This is a genomic window from Helicobacter labacensis, assembly GCF_003660285.1.
GTDB lineage: Bacteria > Campylobacterota > Campylobacteria > Campylobacterales > Helicobacteraceae > Helicobacter > Helicobacter labacensis.
Window position 1 is genome coordinate 16,741 of the sequence record NZ_QXQQ01000009.1, and the last position, 20,455, is coordinate 37,195.

The 20,455-nt window shown below is 47.5% G+C and carries 20 protein-coding genes and 1 pseudogene; 8 read left to right on the forward strand and 13 right to left on the reverse strand.

Annotated elements, in window-relative coordinates; translation table 11 throughout:
• Positions 1-57: 57 nt before the first annotated feature.
• The 8 genes and pseudogenes from EAO33_RS04075 to EAO33_RS04110 all read right to left on the reverse strand — a co-directional run bounded on the left by EAO33_RS04075 (position 58) and on the right by EAO33_RS04110 (position 7,555).
• The gene (locus EAO33_RS04075; protein WP_120945242.1) at positions 58-1,410 is read right to left on the reverse strand and encodes a (Fe-S)-binding protein; all 1,353 of its coding nucleotides are present in this window, start codon (positions 1,408-1,410) and stop codon (positions 58-60) included.
• The gene (gene hemN / locus EAO33_RS04080) at positions 1,379-2,746 is read right to left on the reverse strand and encodes an oxygen-independent coproporphyrinogen III oxidase (RefSeq protein ID WP_120945244.1); all 1,368 of its coding nucleotides are present in this window, start codon (positions 2,744-2,746) and stop codon (positions 1,379-1,381) included. The genes EAO33_RS04075 and hemN overlap by 32 nt, the downstream gene beginning before the upstream one ends.
• Entirely contained in the window at positions 2,743-3,249 is a 507-nt protein-coding gene (locus EAO33_RS04085) for a DUF2603 domain-containing protein (RefSeq protein WP_235853047.1), read from the reverse strand. Before EAO33_RS04085 ends, hemN begins: the two co-directional genes overlap by 4 nt.
• A gap of 37 nt (positions 3,250-3,286) precedes the next feature.
• Positions 3,287-4,342: a chorismate synthase gene (gene aroC, locus EAO33_RS04090; RefSeq protein WP_120945246.1), complete on the reverse strand. Its 1,056-nt coding sequence runs from the start codon at positions 4,340-4,342 to the stop codon at positions 3,287-3,289.
• Complete coding sequence (gene rnc, locus EAO33_RS04095) at positions 4,339-5,016, reverse strand: ribonuclease III (protein WP_120945248.1); 678 nt, start codon at positions 5,014-5,016, stop codon at positions 4,339-4,341. The genes aroC and rnc overlap by 4 nt, the downstream gene beginning before the upstream one ends.
• Positions 5,010-5,451: pseudogene (rnhA, locus tag EAO33_RS04100) on the reverse strand (ribonuclease HI). The gene rnc and the pseudogene rnhA overlap by 7 nt, the downstream one beginning before the upstream one ends.
• Before the next feature lie 8 nt (positions 5,452-5,459).
• Positions 5,460-6,512 (reverse strand): tetratricopeptide repeat protein, encoded by a 1,053-nt coding sequence (locus tag EAO33_RS04105; RefSeq protein ID WP_120945250.1) that lies wholly within the window; start codon positions 6,510-6,512, stop codon positions 5,460-5,462.
• A gap of 5 nt (positions 6,513-6,517) precedes the next feature.
• The gene (locus tag EAO33_RS04110) at positions 6,518-7,555 is read right to left on the reverse strand and encodes a SurA N-terminal domain-containing protein (protein WP_235853048.1); all 1,038 of its coding nucleotides are present in this window, start codon (positions 7,553-7,555) and stop codon (positions 6,518-6,520) included.
• Positions 7,556-7,623: 68 nt separating this feature from the next.
• Here EAO33_RS04110 and EAO33_RS04115 point away from each other — a divergent pair, with 68 nt between their 5' ends.
• Complete coding sequence (locus tag EAO33_RS04115; protein ID WP_120945252.1) at positions 7,624-8,766, forward strand: DNA recombination protein RmuC; 1,143 nt, start codon at positions 7,624-7,626, stop codon at positions 8,764-8,766.
• Positions 8,767-8,772: 6 nt separating this feature from the next.
• Here EAO33_RS04115 and EAO33_RS04120 read toward each other — a convergent pair whose 3' ends face one another.
• The 3 genes from EAO33_RS04120 to EAO33_RS04130 are packed head-to-tail and all read right to left on the reverse strand — an operon-like array spanning position 8,773 to position 11,396.
• Positions 8,773-9,462, reverse strand: coding sequence for an MqnA/MqnD/SBP family protein (locus EAO33_RS04120; RefSeq protein ID WP_120945254.1), 690 nt, complete (start codon positions 9,460-9,462; stop codon positions 8,773-8,775).
• 49 nt (positions 9,463-9,511) lie between these two features.
• Positions 9,512-10,651, reverse strand: a complete 1,140-nt coding sequence (locus EAO33_RS04125) for a hypothetical protein (RefSeq protein WP_120945256.1) — start codon at positions 10,649-10,651, stop codon at positions 9,512-9,514.
• 10 nt (positions 10,652-10,661) lie between these two features.
• Positions 10,662-11,396 carry a hypothetical protein gene (locus EAO33_RS04130; RefSeq protein WP_120945258.1) on the reverse strand — a complete coding sequence of 245 codons (735 nt, stop codon included), beginning with the start codon at positions 11,394-11,396 and terminating at the stop codon, positions 10,662-10,664.
• A gap of 79 nt (positions 11,397-11,475) precedes the next feature.
• Here EAO33_RS04130 and acnB point away from each other — a divergent pair, with 79 nt between their 5' ends.
• The 7 genes from acnB to EAO33_RS04165 all read left to right on the forward strand — a co-directional run bounded on the left by acnB (position 11,476) and on the right by EAO33_RS04165 (position 19,491).
• Entirely contained in the window at positions 11,476-14,034 is a 2,559-nt protein-coding gene (gene acnB, locus EAO33_RS04135) for a bifunctional aconitate hydratase 2/2-methylisocitrate dehydratase (protein ID WP_120945260.1), read from the forward strand.
• Between the two features lie 30 nt (positions 14,035-14,064).
• Positions 14,065-14,721: an amino acid ABC transporter permease gene (locus tag EAO33_RS04140; RefSeq protein WP_120945262.1), complete on the forward strand. Its 657-nt coding sequence runs from the start codon at positions 14,065-14,067 to the stop codon at positions 14,719-14,721.
• Entirely contained in the window at positions 14,715-15,395 is a 681-nt protein-coding gene (locus tag EAO33_RS04145) for an amino acid ABC transporter permease (protein WP_120945264.1), read from the forward strand. Before EAO33_RS04140 ends, EAO33_RS04145 begins: the two co-directional genes overlap by 7 nt.
• Entirely contained in the window at positions 15,396-16,139 is a 744-nt protein-coding gene (locus tag EAO33_RS04150) for an amino acid ABC transporter ATP-binding protein (RefSeq protein WP_120945266.1), read from the forward strand. It begins immediately after the preceding gene.
• A gap of 40 nt (positions 16,140-16,179) precedes the next feature.
• A complete protein-coding gene (locus EAO33_RS04155) occupies positions 16,180-17,013 on the forward strand; it encodes a cysteine ABC transporter substrate-binding protein (RefSeq protein ID WP_407920464.1) in 834 nt (277 codons plus the stop codon).
• Positions 17,014-17,201: 188 nt separating this feature from the next.
• Positions 17,202-18,503 (forward strand): methyl-accepting chemotaxis protein, encoded by a 1,302-nt coding sequence (locus EAO33_RS09825; RefSeq protein ID WP_120945270.1) that lies wholly within the window; start codon positions 17,202-17,204, stop codon positions 18,501-18,503.
• Between the two features lie 43 nt (positions 18,504-18,546).
• Positions 18,547-19,491, forward strand: coding sequence for a D-2-hydroxyacid dehydrogenase (locus EAO33_RS04165; RefSeq protein WP_120945272.1), 945 nt, complete (start codon positions 18,547-18,549; stop codon positions 19,489-19,491).
• Here the strand turns inward: EAO33_RS04165 and EAO33_RS04170 are convergent.
• A complete protein-coding gene (locus EAO33_RS04170; RefSeq protein ID WP_235853049.1) occupies positions 19,470-20,084 on the reverse strand; it encodes a ribonuclease HII in 615 nt (204 codons plus the stop codon). The two genes, EAO33_RS04165 and EAO33_RS04170, sit on opposite strands and share 22 nt — an antisense overlap.
• Positions 20,074-20,424, reverse strand: coding sequence for a hypothetical protein (locus tag EAO33_RS04175; protein ID WP_120945276.1), 351 nt, complete (start codon positions 20,422-20,424; stop codon positions 20,074-20,076). The genes EAO33_RS04170 and EAO33_RS04175 overlap by 11 nt, the downstream gene beginning before the upstream one ends.
• Positions 20,425-20,455: the final 31 nt, after the last annotated feature.

Here is a 20,455-nt window from a genome sequence, read left to right on the forward strand (position 1 = left end):
GCGTCCTCTTTACTGATATTGATGATGTCGTTTTATTCTAGCATATTTTTTTTAAATCTAGTTATGCGGGGCTTGTAAAACCTGCGCGATGAGCTCTAGGGGGTGTAGAAACTGCGTGGGCGCGTCTATCTGGTGCAAGGCGTTATTGAGTTGCACCCGGCAAGCCGAGCACTCCGCGCTCACCACTTGGGCTTTGGTGCTAGCAATGTCTTTAGCTTTAGGCAAGCCCGCTTGCACACTCAAAGCGTAGTGATCGCTTTGCATGCTCACCCCTCCAAAGCCACAGCAACGATCGCTCTCAGCCATTTCACTTAAACTAAAGTTTGCTCCCAAAAGCGCACGGGGTTCTTTATAAACTCCTAAGACTTTTTTGGCATGGCAGGGGTCGTGGTAGGTGAGAGTGAGGGGGTTTTTAGGGTAGGTTTTAAGCACTTCTAGGAGTGCGCTATTATGGGTTAAAAAGCTAGAGGCAAATTGCAATTTATCTGCCACCTTGCGCCATTTTTCTAGCCACTCTTGGCGCGCTTGAGGATCGGGAATGCTCTCAAAGACATGCTCATAATCTTTTTTGAGCATGCTAATACAAGTCGCCTCAGGGACTAAAATCGCCTCTGTGTGCGTGGCGACCTCTGTGAGCAAATCTACATTTTTTTGAGCTAAAAAAAGGGCGGTGTCTATATCCCCGGTGAAAAAGGCGCTCGCGCCACAGCAAAATTGCTTAGGAATGTGCGCGCTGATATTGAGCTTGTCTAAGATGCTTAATAAGCTCTTGCCCACGCTAGGGTAGTTGTAATTGCCCAAACAGCCAATAAAAATCCCCACACTCTTAGCAGGCATGTTTTCTAGGGGGGCTTTGGGGGGGATGATGCCCTGATGGGCGCGCAAAAAGCTAGTGCGCGCAAAGGGGAAAAGCGCGCGTTTAGCTAAGATTTTAGGTGCAACACGCTGGAAACGCCAATGGATTTTATCCCCCACTTGCTTAAAGGCACAGGGCGCACTCACGCTACAGAGTGAAAAGACAAAATCCATGAGTTTGGGGTGTTTGAGCAAAAAGAAGTAGAGCTTTTTATGCCAAGCGATCCCGTGTTTGCGCGCGCTTAAAACACGCACTTTTTCAATCATGTTATCAATGGGTAAATGGAAGGGGCAGACCTGCACGCAGGTGGTGCAGAGAAAACAACTCTCAAAAATGTGTTTTAGAGGGGTGTTGAGCTCTAAACTCTCTTGCTTGACAAGCGCGATGAGGTCTAAAAACCCGCGTGGAGAAGTGGTTTCATCTTTGTGGATACGATAAATGGTGCAACTAGGCACGCATTTACCACACTTCACACAAGCTTGCGTGGTGCGCTCTATGTCGCTATCTAACCACGCCTCTAATTTAGAGGGTTTTACTGAATTTTTGATCCCCATGGTGTTTGTCCAAATACGCATCAAAGACCATCGCGATATTGCGCACTAACATCGCCCCCGTAGGGCTGGTTTTCAAGCCATGCGCGTCTACACTCACCAAACCCTCTTGCTCATAGGGTTTTAGTGCCTCTAGGGCTTGCTTGAAATGGGTTTTAAAATCAATATTAAAGGCGCGCTCAATGACACCAAAATTTAGCTCTAAATTATTCATCAAATGCATGATCACCTCTTTACGCAGGCGATCTTCACCGCTCAAGAGGATGCCCCGCTCAACAGGCAAATGCCCCGCATCAAGCGCATTTTCATACGCCTTTAAATCCTTAAAATTCTGGGTGTAGTAATCTAGCCCCTCTCCAATGCTAGTAACCCCTACCCCAATGGTTTGGGAGAATTTTTTAGTGGTGTAGCCCTGAAAATTGCGCCTGAGCTGTTTGTTTTGCAGGGCTAGATAGAGTTCATTATCTTTTTTAGCAAAGTGATCCATGCCAATCATTTCATAACCATGTTGGGTTAAAAAGGCAATCAAGAATTGCAAAATCTCTAGCTTTTGGCTGGGGGTGGGCAGGGTGGTGGGGTCTATTTTCATGGTGTGTTTGATCCAGGGCACATGGGCGTAATTAAACACAGCTAGGCGATCGGGCTCTAGGCGCAGGGCTTGCTCTAGGGTGCTTTGAAAACTTTTGACACTCTGAAAAGGCAAGCCATAGATGAGATCAAAATTGATCGAGTTGATCCCAAACTCACGGGCTAACTCCACCTTTTCACGCACTAGATCAAAGCTTTGCAAGCGGTTGATCGCTTGTTGCACCTCTAGCTCAAAATCCTGCACGCCAAAACTCAGGCGGTTAAAGCCATGTTCTTTGAGCACACGCATTTGCTCGCGATTAAAGTGGCGCGGATCGACCTCACAAGCCAACTCGGCATCGGGCGCAAAGTTAGTAAAAGTGGTTTCAATGCTCCCAATAATGCGCTCTAGTTGCGCTGCGCTAAAAAAAGTGGGCGTGCCCCCCCCAAAATGCAATTGCACCACCTCGCGCCCCGTGTCTAAATACTCTCTTAAAAGCTCTAATTCTTTTTGCAAGTAGAGAATGTAGCGTTCTTTCTTGCGCTCAGAATTGCTATAAATCACATTGCAGGCGCAAAAATAGCAAGGACTTTTGCAAAAGGGGAGGTGAAAATACAAAGAGAGGGGGGTTTGCTTAGGGGTGCGCGCTAAGGCTTGGATCAAATCGCGCTCTTGAAAGCCCGCATGGAATTCTATTGCCGTGGGATAGCTGGTGTATCTAGGACCGGGTTTAGAGTGGTGGGCAAATTGCTGGAAGTCTAGAGCACTCAAAAGGGGATATTCTCCACATCTTCTAAATCTACAAAGCCATCTTTCTTAGACTCTAGAAACTCGGCTAGGTTGAAAAACAAATTGGGGTGTTGTCTTTTGAGTTGCTTGACAAAGTCCAATGAAGAGATTTTAGGCAAACTCCCATCACTCCCGCGCATGCCCTCTAATTTTCTAAAAGCGACCGCCATCGCGTCCTTGAAATCCACAGGGGTGAGGGTTGCCATGTCGCGCTCCAACTCCACCATGATCTTTTCTTCATACGCCCTTTGGATCACCTGCACAATGTATTGCAATAAAATCTCGGGCACCACGACAAAGCGTTGATCCTGCTCATCTTGCACAAACCAAGCCTCTTTGGCATCAAGAGTGCCCTCCTTAGATTCTAAAAGCACTTGGTTGGGGGCTAGTCTTTTGGCTTGCACCTTATTTTTACCCGATTCTAAGCTTTGATAAATTGCTTGCATGTCGCTAGGGCTCAACCTAGCTTGAGAAGTGTTATCCATATTTACCGCCTTTCGCTCCCATGTTAGCACAAAATCCCTAATAGCCATAGTGGCTTTTAATGTGATCCAAGCGCGCATGGGTGTTGCTTAGCACAAAATCCCCCAAGATCAAAGCCAATAGAGCCGCGCACACCACACTCCCCCGAATAGCAATGCATGGGTCATGCCTGCCCTTAAGGGTGATTTGCGTGCTTTCTCTCTGTATAGTGATACTCTCTTGGGGCAGGGCAATGCTAGAAGTGGGCTTGAAATGCACCCACACGATTAAATCCGACCCATTGCCAAAACCCCCCAACACCCCCCCGCAATGATTGCTTTTAAACCCATGCAAGCCCAGTGCGTCATTGTAAGCACTCCCTTGCATGCTCGCAGCCTGTGGTGTGCCAATAAACACCCCCTTGACCCCATTGAGCCCCATCAAGTCATAGGCGATACGCGCGTCCAAGCGATCGCCAAATTCGCCCAAACCCAGCAAGGCGCGCCCCTGAGCGCGCACCAACACCACCCCTCCTAAACTATCTCCTGCTTTTTTTGCCTGCAAGATCGCCTCTTGTTGGGCTACTTGGGCATGTTTATCTAGGCTAAAAATGGGGCTATTTAGCGCGTGCTCAAAGTCTAACTCTTGAGCTTGCACTCCCCCTATACTATAAACTCCACTCATCACCTCTATGCCCACTTCTCTTAAAAGCAATTTAGCAATCGCCCCACCACCCACCTTGATCACACTCTCTCTAGCTGAGCTACGCCCCCCACCCCTATGATCCCTAATGCCGTATTTGGCAAAGGTGGTAAAATCGGCATGCCCGGGGCGAAAGCTCTCTTTGATTGAGTCGTAATCCTTAGAGCGCACATTGTTATTAGAAACTATGAGCCCAATGGGCGCGCCTGTGCTTACCCCCTCAAACACTCCACTCACTATCTCTATCTTATCCTCTTCTTGGCGTGGGGTGGTGAAGGCATTCACGCTTTTACGCCTATTAACCTGCTCTTGGATAAATTCTAAGTCTAGTTTGAGTCCGGCAGGCACGCCCTCCAACACGCCCCCCACCAAAGCCCCATGCGACTCCCCAAAGGTGCGTAGTATCAAGCTCACGCGCTCCCCTCCACACAGAGTTGCTCATAGGCGATTTGGGCACACAGTTGCTGGGCTTCTTTTTTGCTCTTAGCCGTGCAAGTGCCATAGAGTTTATCTAAGATAAAGATTTGCATTTCAAATTGTTTGGCGTGATCAGGACCGCTCTCGCTTTTGAGCGTATAAGTGGGCACGACTTTAAAGCGCGCTTGGGTGAGCTCCTGCAACGCGCTTTTATAGTCCATAAAGGTGCTTTGCAAAGAGAGATCGGGGTAAATCTTGTCTAAAAAATGACTCATCAAGGTTTTAACCGGCTCTAACCCGCTTTCTAAATAGATTGCCCCCATTAAAGCCTCAAAGGCATTAGCCAAGATCGAGGGTTTGGTATGCCCGTGGTTATTAGCCTCCGCTGGAGAGATCAAAATATGATCTTGCAAGCGCAACAAAGAGGCAAGTTTGAAAAACGCCTTTTCATTGACTAAGGCGGCGCGCATCTTAGAGAGATCGCCCTCTTGGAGCCCCTCAAAACGCGCAAATAAGATTTCTGCCACCACCAAATCCAACACCGCATCGCCCAAAAACTCTAGTCTCTCATTATTGACGCGTGCCTTTGTGCTCTTATGCGTGAGGGCTTGCTCTAAGAGTTGCGCGCTCTTAAAACGATAGCCCAGCAGTTCTTGTAGCCGATCTAACATGAAACTCCTTTATTTTGTGCTTGGTAAGCTAGGGCTTCTTGTTTGGCTAAAGCATCACAGCGTTCATTGTGCGCATGCCCGGCATGCCCTCTGATCCAATGGGGGGTGATGTGATGGGGGGTGGATAGCTCTAAAAATTCTTGCCAAAGATCGACATTTTTGACCTTAGCAAAGGCGCGCGCCTGCCAAGCTTTAAGCCATTTAGAAATCCCATCGCACACATAAGTCGAATCGCTATAAAGCGCGATCTTACAGGGTTCTTTCAGGGCTTTGAGCCCGGCATTGAGCGCGCTAAGTTCCATGCGGTTGTTAGTGGTGTGGGCGCGCCCCCGGTGATGATTTTTCTTGATTTTGGTAGCGCAAAATCGCGCAGTAACCCCCCGCCCCCGGGTTACCCAAAGACGATCCATCGCAAAACATTTCAATGTGTTTCATCATGCCTCCTAGTTGAGATTGAGTTGTTGGCTGTAATGAGGAGCTTGGGTGTTGAGATTCAACACGACTTGTTTCACCCCCAGCGCGCCACAGACCACGCAACGATGACTCTCAAAGGGGGAGAGATTCTTGCAGGCTCCGCATTGGTAGCTAAAGCTCAGATCAAGGGGGTATTTGTCCTTGAAGGTGTGAAACGCCTCTAATTGCCAATGCATGCACTCTCCCTCTATAAAGCCCTTAGCCACAAAGATTTCGCGCACGGGGGGGTGCAGTTGGGATAGCAGGGGCTGGATTTCTTCTAGGGGTAAATCCCAAAGCAAATCCACATAGTCTATGCCTTGTTGCAAACCGGGCAATTCTTGCAAAAATAACGCCCTGTGGTAAGCCTTGCAATGTCTAAGGGCGCATTTGTAAAGGCTGGGGTGTTTGTGCCCTAGGGCTAAAATGCGCGCGCTGCGATCTTGCAAGCTCAAGTCTTCTTGGATCAACACCTGCATTTGCAAGTAATGGTAGGTTTCTAATAATCCCTGGGCTTCTAGCGCGTCCAAACATTCTAACACCTCTAGGGCTTTTTGGGGGGCGCACAGCATTTCATACACGCGCACCATCTCTTTGAGCGCGTCAATATTTCTAGGCTCGATACGCAACACCTCCACCAAAATATCATGCGCCTTTTGCATATAACCCATAGCGATGTAAGTTTGGGCTAAATGCTTTAAAAGCGTGATGCGATCTTTGGGGTACTTGGAGAGCAGGCGCAAATAGATCGTGATGGCTTGTTCTGCGCTCCCATGGCTACTATAGTGCTTGGCTAAGAACAACCAAGTTTTAAGACCTAGCACTTCTGAAGCGCTCTCTTGTTCTTTATCTAGGAGTTGTTGCACCTCAAAGACTAAATCAATGGGAGCATAGGAGAGAGATAGGGCGTTGAGAGCCTTGAGATTCTTCTTGTGCTTGAGAAGGGAGCGGAAATGATCGATCAAAACCACCGCCCCGATCACCGCAATCAGCAACGCGATACTAAAGAGCGAATCCTTATAAACATAGGCTAACTGCTCCACGCAACCTACTGGCGCAAATACCTAATTTTTGCCTTGACCCGCAATTTTTCGTAATACTCGGCTAAGATTTTGTCCTGTTGCTCCTCAATGAGCTTGTTAGCGATGAAATTGCGCGCTTGGTTGAAAGACACTTCTTCTTTGCCTAATTTTTCCTTGATGTAAAAGGAAACAAAATTCCCCCCACCCGCGTTCAAGATCGGGGTGAAAGTGTGTTCTTTTGTGCTTAAAAACATTTGGGCGATCTGGGGGTTGAGAGTTTTGACATTGATCTTTTCTTCCACTTTGCTCACCCCCTCAATGGCTAAGTCCTTGTTTTCTAAAGCCTTTGTGAGTGTTTGGGTGTCTTTGGCGGTGTAGCGCACGGTTACAATCTCACTAGGCACGCTAAATTCGCTTTTGTGGGCGTTGTAATATTCGCGCATTTTGGTTTCATTGCGGGTATTGACATTGAAGAGCAAGATATTTCTAAGCAACTCTCTAGTTTCCAGCTGTTTTTTCAGCTGTTCTTTGTAGGTAACAGGGTTGATCCCCTCACTCACCAAGGTGCGCATGAAGTCGTTGACATTCATGCCATTGTGCTTGGCAATGTTTTCAATCTCGGCATCGATTTTATCGTCCTCAATGTCGATTTTAAGCCGCTTGATTTCTTGGGCTTGGATGCGTTGCAAGATCAGCGCGTTAATGGCTTGCTGGCGGCTAATGTGGTGTTCCTTTTCCTCTCTTTCAATTTGGTAAAGGGTGATGGGGGCGTTGTTGACCGTGATGGCGATCCCTCCCACAATGCCATCTTTGCGATCCTCCACAAAATCATCTGCTTGGGATTTGTTAGGAGGGGTTTTTTCTTTAGAGGAGAGCTCCTTGGGGGGCTTGGGGGTTTGGCTAATGGATTGGCGAATCTGTTCGTCTAGGTTTTTGGAGCTGTTTTTAGAACCAGATCCCTGCTCGCCACTCACCGATTCCACTTTAGAACCTGCTGCCTGCGCGCCCACGCATACAAGCGCGACTACCATCAGCACTAGGGGGGAAAAATGTATTTTCAACAAGCGTTTTCTCTATATGGACTTTCTAGCAGTGTAGTATAATAGCCCTAAGAATAAGATTAAGGAGTGGCATGGAGTGGTGGGTATGGGGGGTGGTGCTAGAGGGTGTGGGGTTGGGGGGGCTTGTTTGGTGGGGGGTGCGCCTCAAAATGGCTTTGGCGCGCCAAGAGATTGAGAGTGCGCAAACAAAGACCTATTTGGAGCAAAAACTCCAAGATGAAGCCAAGAAATTACAAGCCTTCCAAGAACAAAGCAGGGAAATCCAAGAGATCAAGCACAATTTAGTGCTTGAGATCAAGCAAGCCAGCGCGCAATTATTCAGCGATCAGAGCCACCAATTCCAACAAGCCCAACAAGCGACTCTAGCCCCCTTGCAAGCTGAACTTAAAACCTGCCAAAACCTCATCACAACTCTTAAAGAAACCCAAATCCACCAACAAGGCTATTTTAAAAGCCAATTGGATCAACTCCAGCAATGCAACACCCACCTAGCCCAGCAAGCCCAAGACCTAGCCAAAGCCCTCAAGGGGGATCCTAAAAAACGCGGGGATTTTGGGGAAATGTTGCTAGAGAGTCTGTTAGAAAAGCATGGTTTCATCAAGGGGAAGCATTTTTTCGCCCAACAGAGTTTTAAGACACACACCACGCTACGCCCAGATATTGTCCTGCACCTGCCAGAAAACAGGAGTCTCATTATTGATTCTAAACTCAATCTCAACGCCTACATGGATTTGCAAAGCGCGCCCAATCCCAAAACTCTCAAGGCGCTCACAGAAGGGGTCTACAAACATATCCAAGAACTAGAAACAAAGCGCTACCACAATGAGATCGCCAATAGTGTGGATTTTACCATTATGTTCATCCCCCTAGAGGGGGTGTATTTACAAATGTTGGAATCAGAGGGGGTAAACCTCTTTGAAAAAGCCCGTTTAGCCCAAGTGATTTTAGCCAGTCCGGGAACCTTGATGGCGATCTTAATGCTGGTGCACCAACTGTGGAAACACTCCCAAATGGATCGAGATTACACGCGCTTGCAAAAACAACTTAGCACACTGGGGGCTAGACTAGAAGATTTGTGGGGGCAAGTGGGCGAATTAGGCAAGAGCATTAAAACTACCCAAGATCGTTACAACAAAGTCAGCCAAACCCTCAAAACCGGCAAGGACAGTGTGATAGAACGCGCACAACAATTAGGGGTCAACCATGTGTTTTAGTGCGCCTCAAAAGCGCTGAGGAGTTTTAAGCCCCTTGAAGCGTAGGGCGCGATCGAAACGGCGCAGGGACAAGCGTTCTTTAGAGCGAATCCCAAAAGAGATACAGCCCAAATACTCTAGGATTTGTCCTCTTGTTAGCCCACTCTGCTTTACGCGTTGCTGCAAAATATAGTGGGGAATTTTAGGCTTGGCGCGTTTGAAGGCGCGCGCTAGGGGGGCATAGATACCCACATAACGCCACCCACAACACAGCCGCCCAAAGACAAAGGGCAGACGCGTCTTGGCGTGCCAAAGTGTGGCTAAATCCACAAAGTCCGCCTTAGGTTTTTCTTGGTAGTAAAAACACAAAGCCTTATCCCCGATTACAACCTGCCCCTTGAGCCCTAAAACTTGGCAGAGGGCATTAGAGGTCGCCGACTCGTGATCATTTTGGGGGGGCTGTTTGAGAGCTAGCACACTGCGCACCTGCTTAGAGGCGATGATCCCACAGTCTAGGGCGTGCGGGGCGCGCAGGCTGGCAATAGAAGAGATAAACCCCGCATCGATGCGCCTGAAGAGAAAATCTGTATTGAGCCTAGCCGGGTAGGTTTTTTTGAGGTGCAAAAAGGTTTTAAACCCGGACAAGCGCAGGGGGTAGGCTTTGATAAACACATCAAAGGGCAATAAATTTAAATAATCGATCTTGCCAAAACGCATGCTAAACCTTTTTATCCCATTTTACCCCAAAAGCCCGCGCTTAAACTCCTCAATCCTCTTTGTATTCATAGACTATAGGCAAAGGATACCAATCTTTCACACCATCCCCGCAAGCCCCCTGCCCAAAAAAGATCTCTAGCCATTCTTGCTGTTCTCCATAATCTTTTAAAGCGGGGCAACTAGGCGCAACGACACAAACCTTATCTCCAAGATAAAAACCCTCATCCCCACAACCACCATACCCACCGCTACGCTCCAAGGCGTTATAAACGCTTTGAATCCACGCGATTTTGGCGCGGTTGTCCTTAAGACAGTTGGCTTTTTGGATCAGAGGTTGTATGTGGTAATTATCGTAAGTTGATTTGCCCAGTGTGGGCACGAGGTGGAGGGTTGCGTTTTTGAGCATTTGGGGCAAGTTCTTAACGATCTCTAGGCTACGCTTGTAGGCGCGCGTATCGCTGGATTTGTCGCCATCTGCGGTCGCTAAAATGATGTAGAGTTGCTTGGCATGAGGATTTTCAGAGCGTAAAGTGATGATGCTAGATTTAGGGATGCGATCAAAAAGGGTGTTGAAATCGTGGGTAAGATACCTCTTGTTGGCAACTTTTGCCTCTTTGACACTCTGTTTTATGGCATCTTGCATGCCCTTAGAGCCAAAGGCGTGTTCAAGGCGGATAGCAAAGCTCAAGTCTTGATCCACAAGCCACGCGCTGTAAGTGAGGGTCGGTTGCCCATAAAAATTTTCAAGATGCGCTTGATCGTAATCTTTTACAAAAGCGATCTGAAAAGGGGTCCCAGGTAGGGGTTTTAAAGACAAAAGAGCCACATTGCCTTCGTACTTAAAGAGATGCGCGATTTTAGGGGGTGTAACTTCTAGGGCGCGCGCCTCTTGCTCGCGCGCATGGATGAAAGCTTTTTGCTTAGGCGTGGCGCGTTTTAAAAAATCCTTAGCCAAGGACACTTGGGTGTTGTCTTGGTTGAGCACCAATGCATGGGTTTTGACTCCCCTAGCGCTCATTTCTTGCAAGATGAGCACCCTAAGGTCCCCATTTAAGCTCGTGTTTTCTAAAAGCTTTAAGCGATTGACATTAAAACCTAAGCCCGCTAAGTGTTTCTTAAATGTGGTATTTTCAAGATCCACCCCCTTTATAAGACTCAAAGCAAAAATCAAAAGACACACTAAGCGCATAGAACTCCCTTTAGTGGATTTCATAAAATAAAGGCAAATAGGGACCAATGCCCTCTAACAAGCCAAGTTCGGACGCTGCGTTTGCATTTTCTTGGATGCGATCCAAAAAGGGCTCTTTTAGCGGGTCTGTAGCGACATTTTGCAAGCCCGATCTTAAGAGTGTAAGTTTCTTTAGCGTGCTAGAAGTGCCATGTAAGCCCTTGAGATAGGCGGCTGCATCAAAGGAGTCGCTTTTATCCTCCTCGTCTGGAAACGCGCCCAAAAGCACCAAATACACCCGCGCGTTTTTAAGTTTATCTTCTAGCTTAGACACCAACTTTTCATCTAACCCCTCTTTCACAAGCAAGATAAACTCCTTAGAGGCGTGTTGGGATAGAGGCTCTAAAGTAATGACATTGTCATAGGGCAATGTCTTGATCAAGGTCTTAAAATCCTTGCTATGTTTGGTAAAAAAATTATGTTTGACAACTAAACGGCGCATTTCTCCAAGCAACGCGTCATCCTCTTTATTGGGCAAAATAAAATCCTCGCCCACTTGCACCTTTAGGGGACTCTTAAGATCAGCCAACAACACTTGCTGGATTTTTGTGTTACGATCTTGCACTAAGAGGGCTTGAAAGGGGAGTGGGGCGTGCAAGCGCGCTTGCTTTAAAATCTCAAATTGGGCGTTAAAATCTAGGGGTTCAGCCAAGAGGATTTGGCAGGCTAGGCAAGCTAGAGGGAGCATTTTAACTAGGTTAGGCATTATCTCATCCTTAGAGCCACTCTACAAGTGTTTCAAATTATTATATACTACAACAAACACCATTTCATTAAGGAGTTGTATGCAAACTTTTATCCAAGAATACCAAGCCGCCCTACAAGAAAGGGCACAAGAAAACATCCCCCCCCTGCCCTTAAACGCAAAACAAGTTGAGAGCGTGGTAGAAATTTTAATGCACTCTAAAAGTGGCGATGAATGCGCCTTTGCTAAGGATTTACTCATTCACAGAGTGAGCCCGGGCGTGGATGAGGGCGCGCAAGTCAAAGCCCAGTTTCTAGGCAAACTTGCGCTTAAAAAGTGTGAATGTGCGCACTTTAGCCCCTTAGAGGCTGTAAAGTATTTGGGCACTATGCTAGGAGGGTATAATGTCGCTCCCTTGATCGAGGCACTGCAAAGTGGCGATCAAGAAATTGCCAAAGCCGCCTGTAAAGCTTTAAAATCCACGCTCCTAGTCTATAACTCTTTTGAGAGTATCGCTAGTTTGAGCAAAACCAACGCCCTAGCTAAAGAGGTTTTGCAGTCGTGGGCAAATGCGGAGTGGTTTATTAACAAGCCCGCCCTGCCTGAAAAGTTAGAGCTATGCGTACTTAAAATTGATGGAGAAACCAATACGGACGACTTGAGCCCGGCTAGTGATGCCTTTACCCGTAGCGACATCCCCCTACACGCTAATGCCATGCTCAAAAACCGCATAGAAAATTACCAAGAACGCCTAAAAAACATCAAATCTAAGCGCGTGCCCGTGGTGTATGTGGGCGATGTGGTGGGCACGGGGAGTTCTCGCAAAAGTGCGACTAACTCCATTATGTGGCACTTTGGGCAAGACATCCCCTATGTGCCCAATAAACGCAGTGGGGGCGTGGTGATCGGGGGGGTGATTGCCCCGATCTTCTTTGCCACCTGTGAGGATAGCGGGGCGTTGCCTCTAGTGGCAGATGTCAAAGACTTACACGAGGGCGATATTATTGAGGTTTATCCTTACAAGGGTGAGATTTGCAAGCAAGGGCAGGTGGTGAGCACCTTTAGCTTAGAGCCCACTACTTTAGCGGATGAATACCGCGCTGGGGGGCGTATCGCCTTGATTATCGGGCGCGGTTTGACTAATAAGGCGCGTAAATTCTTAGGGCTAGGTCCCTCAGAAGTCTTTGCCAAACCTAAGCAACCTGCTGAGAGCAATAAAGGCTACACTTTAGCGCAAAAAATGGTGGGGCGCGCTTGCGGGCTAGAGGGCGTGCGCCCGGGCACTTACTGCGAGCCTATGACCACCACTGTGGGTAGCCAAGACACCACGGGGGCGATGACAAGAGATGAGATCAAAGAGCTCGCTAGCTTGAGTTTTGAAGCCGATTTTGTCTTGCAATCCTTTTGCCACACCGCCGCCTATCCTAAACCCTCTGATGTGAGTTTGCAAGCCACTCTGCCTCAGTTTTTTACCAGTCGGGGCGGGGTGGCACTCAAGCCTAAAGATGGGATTATCCACTCATGGCTAAATCGCATGGGACTTCCCGACACGCTAGGCACAGGCGGGGATAGCCACACGCGTTTTCCCATTGGCATTAGCTTTCCAGCTGGGAGTGGTTTAGTGGCTTTTGCAGCAGTTACGGGGACTATGCCCTTGAACATGCCCGAATCCGTGCTGGTGCGTTTTAAGGGGCAAATGCAGCCGGGGATCACTCTTAGGGATTTAGTCAATGCCATCCCCTATTATGCCATTAAACAGGGTTTGCTCACGGTGGAGAAAAAGGGCAAGAAAAATATTTTTAATGGGCGGATTTTAGAGATCGAGGGCTTGGGCGACATTAAGATCGAACAAGCCTTTGAGTTTAGCGATGCGAGCGCAGAGAGGAGTGCGGCTGCTTGCACGGTGCGCCTGAATAAAGAACCCATCATTGAGTATTTGAGCTCAAATATCCAGCTCATCGAACAGATGATTGCTAGTGGGTATGAACACAAAGACACCTTAAAAAGGCGCGCGCAAAAAATGCAAGCGTGGATTGATAACCCTGTTTTGCTTGAGCCAGACGCGGATGCAGAATATGCCGCGGTCATTGAGATCGATCTAGCTGAGATCAAAGAGCCCATTTTGGCATGCCCTAATGATCCGGATGATGTGGCGACTTTGAGCGAGGTGTTAAACAATCCCAAACGCCCCCAAAAGATTGATGAGGTCTTTATTGGCAGTTGCATGACCAATATTGGGCATTTTAGAGCCTTTGGGGAGATTGTCAAGGGAGCAGGGGCATCCCCTATTCGCCTTTGGATTGTGCCCCCCACTAAAATGGACGAACAACAGCTCATTAAAGAGGGGTATTTTGCTTTATTTGGGGCTGCTGGGGCGCGCACAGAGGTGCCCGGGTGCAGTTTGTGCATGGGCAATCAAGCACGCGTGCGCGATAATGCTGTGGTTTTCTCCACCTCTACGCGCAATTTTGATAACCGCATGGGCAAGGGCGCGCAGGTGTATTTGGGCAGTGCAGAATTGGGCGCGGTGTGTGCGCTTTTGGGTAAAATCCCCACCCCACAGGAGTATCTAGGTCTAGTGGCAGACAAACTAGAGGCGCGCAAAGCAGAAATCTATCGTTACATGAATTTTCACTTGATGGAGCATTTCGCGCTGTAGCTTGGTTTTGGAGGGGTAAAGGGTGTGATCGTGGATTTAGATTGGCAGTTTATGCGCCATGCTTTGGGGGCTTTTGGCTGGGGGCTTTGGCTCACCTTGTATATTTCGTTTGCCGGTATTGTGTGCGCGTTGGGGGTGGGCTTTGGGGTGGCTTTGGGGCTGTATTTTAAGGGATTTTATAGCCCCTTTCTAGCTTGCTATGTGCAAATCGCGCGCAACACGCCCCTGCTTATCCAGCTCTTTTTTCTTTATTATGGGCTTAACCAAATTGGGTTGTCCTTGAGCGCAAAGGCGTGCGCGATTTTGGGTTTGGGTTTTTTGGGCGGGGCGTATATGGCGCAGAGTTTTTTACTCGGGCTTAAGGCTCTGCCTAAGGTGCAATTAGAATCCGCTCTTAGTTTGGGCTTAAGCCGTCTGCAGGCATTGAGATATGTCTTATTCCCCCAAAGTTTGGCGATCTGCTTGCCCTCTTTGGGGGCTAATGTGATCTTTTTGCTCAAAGAGAGTTCGGTGGTGAGCGCGATCGCTTTGGTGGATGTGATGTTTGTGGCTAAGGATTTGATAGGGATTTATTATAAAACGAATGAGGCATTGGTGTTATTAGTGCTCTCTTATTTGGTGGTCTTGCTCCCTTTAAGTGGGCTCTTTGTAGCCTTAGAGAAGTATTATAAGAGGCGTGTATGCTAGAAGGCTTGAGGGTTTTTGAGCCGGATAATTTGGCGCGCTTGGCTGAGGGTTTGTTTACAACCCTGCAGGTGGCTTTGATCTCCATTGTGATCGCTCTAATAGGCGGGGTGGGCTTGGGGGTGGTGATGGCTTTTGGGGGTAGAATCGCGCGCTTTGTGTGCCGGGTGTATTTGGAGAGTGTGCGTATCATTCCGCTTCTTGTGTGGCTCTTTTTAGTCTTTTTTGGATCGGCGACTGTATTTGGCTGGCACTTGCATGCGATCTTGGCGAGCATTATCGTCTTTGGGGTGTGGGGGGCAGCTGAGATGATGGATTTAACCCGGGGCGCGCTCACCTCCACTAACACGCACCAAATACAAAGCGCGCGCGCTTTGGGACTGAGTGAAAACCAAACCATTTGGCTAATTATCTTCCCCCAAGCCTTTTTAGCCCTCATGCCTGCTAGTATCAATTTGTTCAGCCGGATCATTAAAACCACCGCTTTAATGAGTCTCATCGGTGCGGTAGAATTGCTCAAAGTGGGGCAACAACTCATTGAGATCAATATTTTAAAAATCCCTAATGCGAGTTTCTATGTCTATGGCTTGATCTTTGCTCTTTACTTTATGCTTTGCTACCCCCTCTCTTATTTGAGCCAATACCTAGAGAAAAAATACCAACACAATCGAGCTTAAATGGCAATTTTGCAAACCATCCAATTACAAAAACGCTATGGCGATCATGTGGTGCTAAATGGGATTGATTTTGCCTTAGAAAAGGGGGAGGCGGTGGTGATTTTAGGACCTAGTGGGTGTGGTAAAAGCACTTTTTTACGCTGTTTAAATGGACTAGAGGCAATTCAAGGCGGGCAAATTCTCTTTAATGACCAAGAGATCAGCGCGCCCAAAACTAATTGGAACGCTGTGCGCCAAAAGATCGGCATGGTGTTTCAAAATTACGAGTTATTCCCGCATTTAAGCGTGTTACAAAATATCTTACTAGCCCCTTTGAAGGTGCAAAAACGCGCCAAAGAGGAGGTGCAAGAACAGGCGATCGCGCTGTTAAAACGCGTGGGGCTAGAACACAAAAAGGGGACATACCCGCGAGAATTGAGCGGAGGGCAAAAGCAAAGGGTTGCCATTGTGCGCGCGCTGTGCATGCAACCTGAAGTGATGCTTTTTGATGAGGTAACTGCTAGTCTTGATCCAGAGATGGTTAAAGAGGTTTTAGAGGTGATTTTAGAGTTGGCTAAAGAGGGCATGAGCATGGTCATTGTAACCCATGAGATGAAGTTTGCTAGAAAAGTGGCGCACCGCATTGTGTTTTTTGATCAAGGTCAAGTGGTGGAAGAAAATAGCCCGCAGGGCTTTTTTGAGAACCCTAAGTCTGAGCGTGCCCAGAAGTTTTTAGAAATTTTTAATTTTTTAGGGGATTGTTGAGTTTATTATGCTAGATAGGCTTCTTATTACATTTTAAGGAGTGCGCATGCGGGCATGGGCAAAGAGTTTAGGGGTGTTGTTAGCCCTCATGGGTTTGGTGTTGGTTGGGTGTTCTGATCACAAGGCACAAGCCAAAGAGGATAGCATCGCCCTGATTAAAAAACGCGGGGTGTTGAAAGTGGGGGTGTTTAGCGACAAACCCCCCTTTGGCTTTGTGGATAGCAAGGGGCAATTTCAAGGTTTTGATATTTACATCGCCAAACGCATGGCGAAGGATTTGCTAGGCGATGCCAAAAAAATAGAATTTGTCCCTGTGGAGGCAGCCGCACGGGTGGAGTTTTTGAAGTCCAATAAAGTGGATGTGATCATGGCAAATTTTACCAAGACTAAAGAGAGAGAGGCGGTGGTGGACTTTGCCAAACCCTACATGAAAGTGGCTTTGGGGGTGGTGTCTAAAGACGGGGCGATCAAAAGTGTAGACGATCTCAAGGGCAAAAACCTAATCGTTAACAAGGGCACTACGGCGGATTTTTACTTTTCCAAAAATTACCCTAGTATCTCCTTGCTCAAATACGACCAAAACACCGAAACTTTTTTGGCATTGAAAAACAACCGCGGGGCAGCCCTAGCCCATGACAACACGCTTTTATTTGCATGGGTGAAAAAGAATCCGGAGTTTAAAGTGGGTATTCCTAGTTTGGGGGATCAAGATGTGATCGCCCCAGCGGTCAAAAAGGGCAATAAGGCACTTTTAGAGTGGCTCAATAAAGAGATCGACACGCTCACACAAAGCGGGTTTATCAAAGAGGCTTATGACGCGACTCTCAAACCCGTTTATGGAGATGATCTAGACCCCAAAAGCGTGATTTTTTAATGATGTTGGCGCGCTTTACTCCCCCCCCCCCCCCCAGCGGGGGCGTTGCTTCCACGCTTTGCTGGTATTATTTTCTTTGTAATTGTAGCAAGGTTAATAGAGTTGTAATACAATGGGCGCAATTAAGGTGTATAGACCTTGAGCAATCCTATAATAATGGGAATTATATTTAAAGAAAGGAGTCTCGCATGTTTTTTGATAAGAAAAAGAAAGAGAAAGAGGAAATCTGTGTTGCCCTTGAAGAACACAGCGAGTTAAAAGCGATTCACAACGCGATTGATAAATCTGTTGCCATGGTGGAATTTGATTTGGATCGCAAGGTGATCACGGCTAATGAGAATTTCTTAAAATTAATGGACTATTCCTTAGAGGAAATCAAGGGCAAATCCCACGAGATATTTTGCGACCCCGCCTATGTCAATAGCCCTGAATACCGCAAGGATTGGGACACCCTGTTTTCAGGGCAACACAAATGCGGGATGTGCAAGCGTGTGGCTAAGGGGGGACGGGTTGTTTTCTTAGAGGCTAATTACACCCCCGTTAGAGATGCCCAAGGCAAATTGTGCAAGTTTTTCAAATTCGCTTCTGACATCACAGCAAGAATCTTAGAATACAACGATCTCAAGGCAGTTTATAACGCGGTGAATCGCTCCATGTTGATGGCCGAATTTGACCCCCAAATCAATGTGATCAATGCTAATGAGAATTTTTTGAGATTGATGGGCTACACCCTCAATGAGATCAAGGGCAAGTACCATGCCATGTTTTGCGATCCTGAATACACCAAAACCTCCACTTATAAGGAAAATCAAGACAAATTGCGCGCCGGGGAGTTTTTAGCCTCCACCTTCAAGCGCATCACCAAGAGCGGAAAAGTCGTGTATTTGGAGGGGACTTATAACCCCGTCTTTGACAATCAGGGCAAGGTGTATAAGATCATCAAAATCGCGCGCGATGTAACCAAAAAGGAGGACAACACGAAGGACAAGCTCGCCATGACCTTGGATCTCATCAAGGAAAACCAACGCCTCACCGATGAGGGGAGCACGATGGTAGAAAAGACAACTGCCAATATCCAAAGCGTGGCTGAAACCATGAAAAATAGCACCGATCTAGTCAACACTCTAAGCGCGCAATCTGAATCCATCTCCTCTATCACCCAGACCATTAAAGACATCGCCGATCAAACTAATTTGTTAGCCTTGAACGCTGCCATTGAAGCCGCCCGGGCGGGCGAGCATGGCAGAGGTTTTGCGGTAGTGGCTGATGAAGTGCGTAAACTTGCCGAGCGCACGGGCAAATCGGTAGCCGAAATTGGGGCGATTATTGGCTCCATTCGTGAGATCACCTCCCAAGTGGTGGGGCATATCACGGCAGGGATGGAAGCTTCAGATAAAACCGTGGAATTGTCCCAACAGAGCAAAACCTTGATGGATAAAATCAAAGAAGCCAGCGACAAAGTAGCCCAACGCATGGAGAATGTCAAGTGAGGGTGTTGGCTATCTTAGAAATTCAGGATCAAAGGAGTTTAGCATGAAAATTAAGGCGGTGGTGTTGGAGGGGGATTCTTTGGGGCGCACCAATAAACTCGCCCCCCTAGAGGAATTTGTGGATTTAATCTATTATCCTAACACGCCTAAGGAGTTGGTGCTAGAGCGTTGTCAGGATGCAGAGGTTATTATCATTAATAAAATTGTGATGGACGCGCCCACACTCCAAAGCCTGCCCAAACTCAAACTTATCTGTATAACCGCCACAGGGACTAATGTCATCGATCACGCTTGCGCGCAAAAACTGGGTATCCAAATTAAGAATGTAGAGGGGTATGCTACCCATAGCGTAACCATGCACACCTTCGCGCTGGTTTTTACCTTTTTGTCTAACATGCCCTATTACGATCGCTATTGCAAGAGTGGGGAGTATTGCACAAGCCAAGTTTTTACCCACTTTAACAAGGATTTATACGCCCTTGAAAACAAGCAATGGGGGATTGTGGGGCTGGGCAATATTGGTAAAAGCGTGGCGCGCTGTGCTAGTGCTTTTGGCGCGCATGTGAGCTACACCTCCACAAGTGGGCGCAATTCTGATCCCACCTATGCGCAAAAGTCTTTAGATGCCCTGCTCAAAACCAGCGATGTGATCACCATCCACGCCCCGCTCAACGATCGCACCTACAATCTCATCAACGCCTCTAATTTACCCCTCTTAAAAGAAAAGGCGATCTTAATCAATGTAGGGCGCGGGGGGATTGTCAATGAAAAAGAAGCCGCTAAGGCATTAGAAACACAGGATTTTTATTATGGCACCGATGTGTTTGAACAAGAACCCATGCACGCTAACCACCCCTTTTTAAACCCCAGTATCCAGCATAAACTCTTGCTCACCCCCCATATTGCTTGGGGCTATGGGGATAGCATTAAAAAGCTCATCGTCGCCACGATTGAAAATGTGAAAGCCTACCTCAAAACACGCGCTTGAGAATCCACACCAGCCATCTTAAAACTTCTGCGGTGTTGCTTGATAAGCCCGTACTTAGCTATAGCTAGGGCATGCGCGCGCGTGCCATAACCACAATGCCTAGCAAAACCATACTCAGGGTGCAGTTCATCTAGAGCTAACATCTCCTGATCCTTATGCGCCTTAGCCAAGATAGAAGCCATGGCAATTTGGGGGATTTTGTCATCGCCCTTGATAATGGCTTGAAAGCTCTTTAAATGCGCAAACTCCAGTTTAAAGCGTGTGTTCCCATCTAGGCGCACATGCTCAATAGCGGGCAATGCTAAAATAATCTCTGTGATCGCCTCTTGCATGCACCCACTCAAGCCTTTGTGATCGATCTCTAGCGCGTTTTTAGCCACCACCACGCTAGCGATACGCCTATCTTGGCTAATCTGTGTAGCAAATGCGAAGCGTTCAGCCCGGCTAAGTTGTTTGCTCTCTTTAAGCCCTAAGCGCACAAATGCATCGGCGACATCTTGATCGCAACCCACCCCGGCCACAAACAAAGATCCACACCAACACCCCCGCCCGGCTTCATCAATGCCCAAGATCCTATGAGTTTCAACCCCCACCCTGTCTCCAATGCACATAACTATCAAGTAAAAGAGTTCCTTCCAACACAGCGTATAGCATACACATGGCTAGCAACAAGAGATCATTCATCTTAAGACGCATGCCTAGTTTATAAAGCCTATTGAGGATATAGACAAAGAGACAAAAACTGGCAATATGCACAAAAGCCAATCCCTGCCAATAATAGGGAGGCAGTGCTACATCTGTGATGGCGTATCTAGGGAAGAAGTGATCGCCCACCAGCAACACAGTAGCATAACTGAAAAGAAACAAAAACAACAAGAGAAGATATAACCCAAATTTCAGAAGATACAAGCCGAATGTTTTAAACCAGCGCATGGCAGTCCCTTTAAAGTTTGCTTGGCATGCC

Excerpts from the sequence above, each read along its gene's own strand:
- rnc (WP_120945248.1), bottom strand. The coding sequence starts at position 5,016 with ATGTTAGATCGGCTACAAGAACTGCTGGGCTATCGTTTTAAGAGCGCG.
- EAO33_RS04120 (WP_120945254.1), bottom strand. The coding sequence starts at position 9,462 with ATGCGTTTTGGCAAGATCGATTATTTAAATTTATTGCCCTTTGATGTG.
- EAO33_RS04085 (WP_235853047.1), bottom strand. The coding sequence starts at position 3,249 with ATGGATAACACTTCTCAAGCTAGGTTGAGCCCTAGCGACATGCAAGCA.
- EAO33_RS09825 (WP_120945270.1), top strand. The coding sequence starts at position 17,202 with ATGTTTTTTGATAAGAAAAAGAAAGAGAAAGAGGAAATCTGTGTTGCC.
- EAO33_RS04145 (WP_120945264.1), top strand. The coding sequence starts at position 14,715 with ATGCTAGAAGGCTTGAGGGTTTTTGAGCCGGATAATTTGGCGCGCTTG.
- EAO33_RS04125 (WP_120945256.1), bottom strand. The coding sequence starts at position 10,651 with ATGCGCTTAGTGTGTCTTTTGATTTTTGCTTTGAGTCTTATAAAGGGG.
- EAO33_RS04150 (WP_120945266.1), top strand. The coding sequence starts at position 15,396 with ATGGCAATTTTGCAAACCATCCAATTACAAAAACGCTATGGCGATCAT.
- EAO33_RS04165 (WP_120945272.1), top strand. The coding sequence starts at position 18,547 with ATGAAAATTAAGGCGGTGGTGTTGGAGGGGGATTCTTTGGGGCGCACC.
- EAO33_RS04075 (WP_120945242.1), bottom strand. The coding sequence starts at position 1,410 with ATGGGGATCAAAAATTCAGTAAAACCCTCTAAATTAGAGGCGTGGTTA.
- EAO33_RS04130 (WP_120945258.1), bottom strand. The coding sequence starts at position 11,396 with ATGCCTAACCTAGTTAAAATGCTCCCTCTAGCTTGCCTAGCCTGCCAA.
- acnB (WP_120945260.1), top strand. The coding sequence starts at position 11,476 with ATGCAAACTTTTATCCAAGAATACCAAGCCGCCCTACAAGAAAGGGCA.
- EAO33_RS04115 (WP_120945252.1), top strand. The coding sequence starts at position 7,624 with ATGGAGTGGTGGGTATGGGGGGTGGTGCTAGAGGGTGTGGGGTTGGGG.
- EAO33_RS04175 (WP_120945276.1), bottom strand. The coding sequence starts at position 20,424 with ATGCGCTGGTTTAAAACATTCGGCTTGTATCTTCTGAAATTTGGGTTA.